This window comes from Pseudoalteromonas sp. 120-MNA-CIBAN-0494, from assembly GCF_040308885.1.
GTDB lineage: Bacteria > Pseudomonadota > Gammaproteobacteria > Enterobacterales > Alteromonadaceae > Pseudoalteromonas > Pseudoalteromonas nigrifaciens.
In genome coordinates, this window is the sequence record NZ_JBEOOE010000064.1 from 1 (window position 1) to 5873 (window position 5873).

The following is a 5873-nucleotide window of genomic DNA, read 5'->3' on the forward strand; positions in this document are numbered from 1 at the left end:
AATAGGGGGAAGTCCCAATGACAAGTGTGGCAATTATGCTAGAAGTTGCTAGCTCCGCGTAGCGGCTTTGTTCAACATCCTTGTTATTATTCTTATAAATCGCGTTATAGTTCGCCCGCAAAGGCTTTTTGGCTTAGAGAGTTAAATTCTTGCTCACTCAATCCATCACTTGCTTTAACCTTATTTGAAAGAGCCCTTACAGAGAGATATACTTCTTTGAACTTTTCCTGAGTATTTATGTCGGGTAAAGGTACTTGTACATCTTTGATCTTCGCTAATGTGAGTCTTGTAATAGCTGCACCTGCCATATTCGCAGTTAAAACTAATTTTGTTCTTGGATGATTCAAAAACATGCATAAAAACTCTGAGTTAACTAATTCAAAATTTGGCTTTAAGAGAGCCAAACTTGAAAGCATACTGAACTCAAAGCCATATTCATTTATTGCAGCAAGGCCCGTCGTTGCGCCATCTTTAATGTAGAGAACATCATTTTTTTCAGGATTGCACCTAGAGAATATTTTTTTATGTTCTTCTTCCGACACGTACCAAGGTTTAGCATGAAATTCTAACCCTGTTTTCTTCAAATGCTTTGCTGTTACGTAAGGCACGCCTTTTTCAACTATAGGCGGTGAATGATGAGTGCCATCTGTAATCTTTCTGCACAAAGAGGCGAGAGGCTTCAATTCCCAGCCTTTCGGATTAGTGACGGGATCGCCGAACATATCTAGGAAAACGCTACGTAGGAAGTCGTCGGCGAGTTGGATGGCTTGATGGCGTTTGCGGCGGATGGCGTCGGCTTTATCTAAAATCGCGGCAATGCGTTTTTGCTCGTCCAGTGGTGGTAGAGGGATTTCAAGTTCTGCTAGTTGTCTGCCTGTTAGTTGAGGTACAGCAGATCCGGTATTTGCTCTTTGAAATTCACAATTAACTCGTAAAGACGTTAAGTAATAATGTAAGTACCTATTGGATACTTCATCTTTACAGCGAATTATCATCATCTGAGCATTAATAAAGCCAGTATCAAATTCTGTATTAAAAATACAACAGCTCCCTAGAGTTCCCCTAAGTGTAATGATCAAATCATTTTTAAGTAACTTACCACGTCCGAGCGAGTTAAACTTTTCTTTTGTAATGAAGTTCTTTTGACTTAAATCTATTTTATTTTCAACGATATTTTTTGTGCTTAAGAATAGAATACCTTCTTCAACGATCTCTTCACCGCTAGGGTAATTGCTGGATCTGTCGCCATTAATCAACTCCGCAACATCCGACAACTTTACAACCGGCCAACTCACAGCATTTTCTCCAGCTCTTTTAAATCAGCCAGTATTTCATTTTCTAAACTCACTAGCTTACCTAATATTTCTTTTGGCGGATCGTAGCTTTCTTCCTCGTATACCACTTCTTTGTAGCGGTTGATTGAAAGGTCGTATTTATTGCTGGTTATGTCGTCTTTACTGACCCAAAATGCCTTCTGGGTTTTATCATTGCTATCACTTGTCGCTTGTGATTTATCACGAGCTTTAAATTCGCTGATTAAGCTTGGTAAATCGTTTGCTTTTATTGGAGTACGTTTATCATCTAGTGAGAAACCATCGGCTTGCACGTCGTAAAACCATACGTGGTCGGTGCTGCCGCCTTTGGTAAATATGAGTATGGCGGTAGATACACCGGCGTAGGGTTTAAACACGCCACTTGGCAGTGAAATTACGGCTTCTAGCTGGTTGTTGTCTACCAATAATTGGCGCAGTTGTACGTGCGCTTTTGATGAGCCAAATAGTACGCCGTCGGGCACGATAGTCGCCGACTGCCCGCCCACTTTTAACATGCGCTCTATAAGGGCAACAAATAGCAGCTCGGTTTTTTTAGTTTTTACTTTACGTAATAACTCAGGGCATACGTCTTCTTCGTCTAGGCTGCCTTTAAATGGCGGGTTGGCGAGTATTATGTCGTACCCTTCTTTTGCCTTTTGCGGGTAGTGCTCTTTAAAGTTTTGGCTTAGGGTATCTTGGTAATGAATGCCCGGTTGTTTAATGCCGTGCATTACTAAGTTCATGGCGGCTACGCGCAGCATGGTTGCGTCAAAGTCAAAACCGTTGAACATGTGAGCATCTATGTGGCTGCGCTGCTCTGGGGTAATTAAATCACCTGAGTAGAGAAGGTTTTCAAGCGGTTTGCCGCTGTCATCAAGCTGTATATTACCATTTACGTCGAGCACTGGTTCGCGCTCGATGCCCTCGGCTGATGTGTATTTTTGTAATAGGTATTCGTAACTTACCGATAAAAAGCCACCGGTGCCGGTAGATGGGTCACAAATTTGGCTGGTGGTGCTTGGGTCCATCATTTCGACCATAGCGCGTATAATATGGCGCGGCGTTCTAAACTGACCGTTAATGCCTGCGGTGGTGAGTTTACTTAATAGATATTCGTACAAATCGCCTTTGGTGTCGGAGTTTTCAAGCGGTAGGTCGTTTACCATTTCAACCGCTTTTACCAATAGGCTTTGCTTTTGAATCATTAATTGCGCGTCTTTCATAAACTCGTTAAATACCGCACCTTCTGGCGATACGTCGTCTGAGGTTTTTGAAAAAAACGGAAACAGCTCATCTTTAACCAGTTTGTATAACTCTTCTGAGCCTAAATGGCGCAGATTTTGCCAACGTAAATGTTGCTCGGCGTCGCTAAAGCGGCGGTTAAATGGTTTGTTTGTGCGGGCGCTTCGTTTTTCGTCGGCTTGCTCGTTCATGTCGAGCATACGGGCGTACATTAAAAAAGTAATTTGCTCTACTACGGTCAGCGGGTTAGTTATTCCGCCTGTCCAAAATTCTTCCCATAGTTTGTCTATTTTACTTTTTAAAGGTCCGGTGATCATAGTGTTCCTATTTTGAGCGGTTTATTGCGCTCATTGTGTTAATTAATTTTTTATATCACATTGTTGGATGGCGCTTTGCCCTATCAAACATCGTCGGATGGCGCTTTGGCTATTCAACATCGTCGGATGGCGCTTTGGCTTATCCAACATCGTCGGATGGCGCTTTGCCTTATCCAACATAGTCGGATGGCGCTTTGGCTTATCCGACCTACGCTTTGTGCTATTTAATTTTGGCTTAATAAATTTTCGATTAAGCGAATAATGGTGTCTTTTTCTTTAGGGTTTGACTCAGCCACTAATAAAGTAATAGCCGCTAAGCCTGTGTCGTTTATTACGGGTTGGTAATGCTCATTTAACAGGCGTTGATTACGATTTAAAAAATCGACAAATAAAAATGCTGCGGTGCGTTTATTGCCATCACTAAATGGGTGGTTTTTAACAACAAAATATAATAAATGCGCCGCTTTACTTTCTATGCTTGGGTAGGCAGGCTCACCAAATACACTTTGATCTAACGCGCCCCAAATTGCATTTAGGCCGTTGTTACGCTCTTGTGCAAATAACTTGGTGGCTTCGCCTTTGTTTATAAGGTTTTGCTTAAGCTGATCAATCGCGATTTTTGCATCATTAAGTGGTGTCAGTGCGCCGCCTAACTCCCCTTTTGGTGAATTAAGCAGTCCTTCATCATACTGTTGTAGCCATAAGAAGGTTTGCGTGTAACTGGCAATTATATCTACAAGCCCTGCACCAAACTCACTGTTTTGTGGCAAAACAGCAATACGTTTAACGAGTTGTAATGCGTTATCTAGCTCTGTTGCATTTTGTGCTAATCGCTCTTGGTTTAAAGTGTAGCCTTTTAATAAATGCTGCTTTAATGTTTTAGTCGCCCATTGGCGAAAGCGCGTTGCTTGGGTTGAGTTAACGCGGTAGCCCACGGAAATAATAGCATCAAGATTGTAAAATTTAGTTTTTGATTTTTGTGTTTTCCCAGCTATTGCACCGTGTTCAGTGGTTTGTTCCAAAATGGAACTAACCACTTCTTGCTCCAGTTCACCAGTCTTAAAAATATTAGACAAGTGCTTTGTAATAGCGGGTCGCTTCGTTCCAAATAAATCAGCCATTTGCGCTTGAGACATCCAAAGCGATTCATCTTTAAATTGAATATCAAAAGATAACGAACCATCCGGAGTTTGGTATATAACAACACCTTGATTAGCCATTTACAATCTCACCTCTTTTTCAACAGATTGGTTTTTATCACCCAATTGTACATCAAACTGCTTAATAAATTGCTCTATTACGTCGGCTTGTTGCTGGCTAAATACGCCATCGAGCCCCATATCGTGTATTTGTGTAAAAGGTGCGTCGTAAAGCTGGGCTATTTCAATAGAGCCGTGGCGAATTAGGTGGTTTTTTAACATACCAATAAAGCGCTGTTGCTTGGCATTAACATGGGTGTGTATTTGCTGCACAAAGGTTGTAAAGCTCTGCTCTATGGCGTTTTTGTCCATACCGACTATGGTACGCAATATTTTATCTAAGCTAGCGGTTGATTCGGGAAAAAACTCTTTTAATGTATTTAAATCAACACTTGGGTTTTGCGTATGCACTAACGAGCTTAATTGCGCTAAGTCGGCTTCGGTTACTTGTTCGCCATTGCGAATTTTTTGCAGAACGCTGTCGGTTTCAAATAACGGGGTGAGTGTTTTTTCAACCTCTTGTCGGTATATTTGATAATCAATAGAGACTATTTTTGTAAGCCTATCAGCTTCGTGTATTTGGTTTGCGTCTTCTTTTATATCAAGCACAAAGTCACTTTTTGGCGGTGTTATGTCTTTATTACGCAGGTGTATAATACTGCGTAAATTAATGCGGCTTTGCTCAAGCGCTGCATGGGTTAAATACTGCCAATATTGCTCGGTTTGTATTTCTGCTATTGCAGGTGCTTTGCTACGTACTTCGTTTAAGTGCATTTGTAGCGATTCAACTTTGTTCATTACATTTTGTTTAGCTAAATCAATTTGGCTTTCATCGGTAATTAACAGCGTTTGAATGGTGGTTAGCTCAGAATCAAATTTATACGCTTCACTTTGCCCCATAATGTTACGCCATTGCATAAGCGGCGCTACTTCTTCTAGCAACGTTTGTACATCATCAGGGATAAACTGATTAAGGCGTTTTAGGTCTTTAAAGGTTTCGACCACTTGCCAGTTGTCGCGCACCGATATTGATTCCATTGGCAGTAAGCAAATATCGTCGTGAATTAATTTTATTGTTTGATCAAACACATCCATATTGGCTTTTTTGAGGGCGGTTTGTGCAAGGGTTACCCGCGCTTCAAATAGCTTTTGCAGTAACGATTTAGCTTGTTTTACGTCTTCTTCTTCTGGGTTTTCATCAAAGTATTCAAAATTTGCCCAGTGGTCGAATATTAAAAAGTGAGTTTTGTGCTTACCTGGGCCATATAGGTTTTCGCATAAGCGTGTGCCACGGCCAATCATTTGCCAAAATTTTACTTTTGATTTTATGGGTTTGGCAAATACAAGGTTTACACATTCTGGTACGTCTATGCCGGTGTCGAGCATATCGACCGATACGGCTATGCGTACGCTGTTTTCGTCGCTTGATTTAAAGTCGTCTATTAGCTCTTCAGCGCGTTCGTACTTTGAGTGAATAACGCGGCAAAAATTAGCACCATGCTGCGGGTAAAGCTCGCTAAACAGCTGCGCCATTAATTCGGCGTGGGCTATGTTACGGGCAAATACTATTGTTTTACCTGGCAGTTGGCCGTCTTTATCGCGCAGGCCTTTTTCCATTAGGTTACGCAGTATGAGCCTGTTGGTGTCTTTATTTTTAATGGCTTCGTCTATTTGTTTTGCATCAAAGTCGAGCTCGTTCGGATCAATGCCTTGCTCTTCTAATTGGTGAGCGTCTAGCGAACTACACCTATGTTTTAAAATTCCAGGGTAACAAGCTGTCGATATCGGGCTCAGGCTGGCAC

4 protein-coding genes are annotated in these 5873 nt (G+C 41.6%); all 4 read right to left on the reverse strand.

Annotated elements, in window-relative coordinates; all coding sequences use genetic code 11:
* Positions 1-104: 104 nt before the first annotated feature.
* The gene (locus tag AAEY55_RS17810; protein ID WP_350552535.1) at positions 105-1295 is read right to left on the reverse strand and encodes a restriction endonuclease subunit S; all 1191 of its coding nucleotides are present in this window, start codon (positions 1293-1295) and stop codon (positions 105-107) included.
* Entirely contained in the window at positions 1292-2872 is a 1581-nt protein-coding gene (locus AAEY55_RS17815; RefSeq protein WP_350552538.1) for a class I SAM-dependent DNA methyltransferase, read from the reverse strand. Before AAEY55_RS17815 ends, AAEY55_RS17810 begins: the two co-directional genes overlap by 4 nt.
* A gap of 224 nt (positions 2873-3096) precedes the next feature.
* Positions 3097-4092, reverse strand: a complete 996-nt coding sequence (locus tag AAEY55_RS17820; protein ID WP_350552541.1) for a virulence protein RhuM/Fic/DOC family protein — start codon at positions 4090-4092, stop codon at positions 3097-3099.
* Positions 4093-5873, reverse strand: a 1781-nt coding sequence (locus tag AAEY55_RS17825) for a type I restriction-modification enzyme R subunit C-terminal domain-containing protein (RefSeq protein WP_350552544.1), incomplete at its 5' end; no start/stop codon positions are given. It lies immediately after the preceding gene.